Source organism: Bacillus sp. L_1B0_5 (genome assembly GCF_000836715.1).
GTDB classification, from domain to species: domain Bacteria; phylum Bacillota; class Bacilli; order Bacillales; family Bacillaceae_G; genus Bacillus_A; species Bacillus_A thuringiensis_S.
In genome coordinates this window covers 1-669 of record NZ_JXIS01000191.1, presented here as the reverse complement: position 1 = coordinate 669, position 669 = coordinate 1, and the positions used below count along the sequence as shown (strand labels likewise).

Below are 669 nucleotides of genomic sequence, written 5' to 3'. Positions count from 1 at the left end.
GCAACAACTGAAATGGGTAAAATTGATACTGCTATTCAAGCTGTCGCTGACGCCCGAGCAACTTTCGGTTCTCAATTAAACCGCTTAGACCATAACTTAAACAACGTAACTAGCCAAGCTACTAACATGGCTTCTGCTGCTTCTCAAATCGAAGACGCTGACATGGCAAAAGAAATGTCTGAAATGACTAAGTTCAAAATCTTGAACGAAGCTGGTATCAGCATGCTTTCTCAAGCTAACCAAACACCACAAATGGTTTCTAAATTATTACAATAAGCCATTTGATTATATAAATCTCTTTGTAATCAAAGAGATTTATATATAACTAAAAATTCAAGATAAAAAAATGGAGGTTCTTTATATGAGAATTAATACAAATATTAACAGTATGCGTACGCAAGAGTACATGCGACAAAACCAAGACAAAATGAATACTGCGATGAATCGTTTATCTAGCGGTAAATCTATTAACAGTGCGGCTGACGATGCGGCTGGATTAGCTATCGCTACTCGTATGCGTGCGAAAGAAGGCGGATTAAACGTCGGAGCTCGTAACACGCAAGACGCTATGTCTGCTCTACGTACTGGTGACGCTGCTTTAGGCTCAATTTCTAACATCTTACTTCGTATGCGTGATCTTGCTACACAAGCTGCTAGTGGTACGAATAA

Annotated in this window: 1 protein-coding gene and 1 pseudogene; both read left to right on the top strand. The window is 39.0% G+C overall.

The annotated features are described in order from the left end of the window. The coding region (locus RT27_RS31615; protein ID WP_043939274.1) for a flagellin at positions 1-276 on the top strand (276 nt) is incomplete at its 5' end. An 85-nt stretch (positions 277-361) separates the two neighbouring features. Beyond that, a pseudogene (locus RT27_RS31610) lies at positions 362-669 on the top strand (flagellin); the annotation flags it as partial.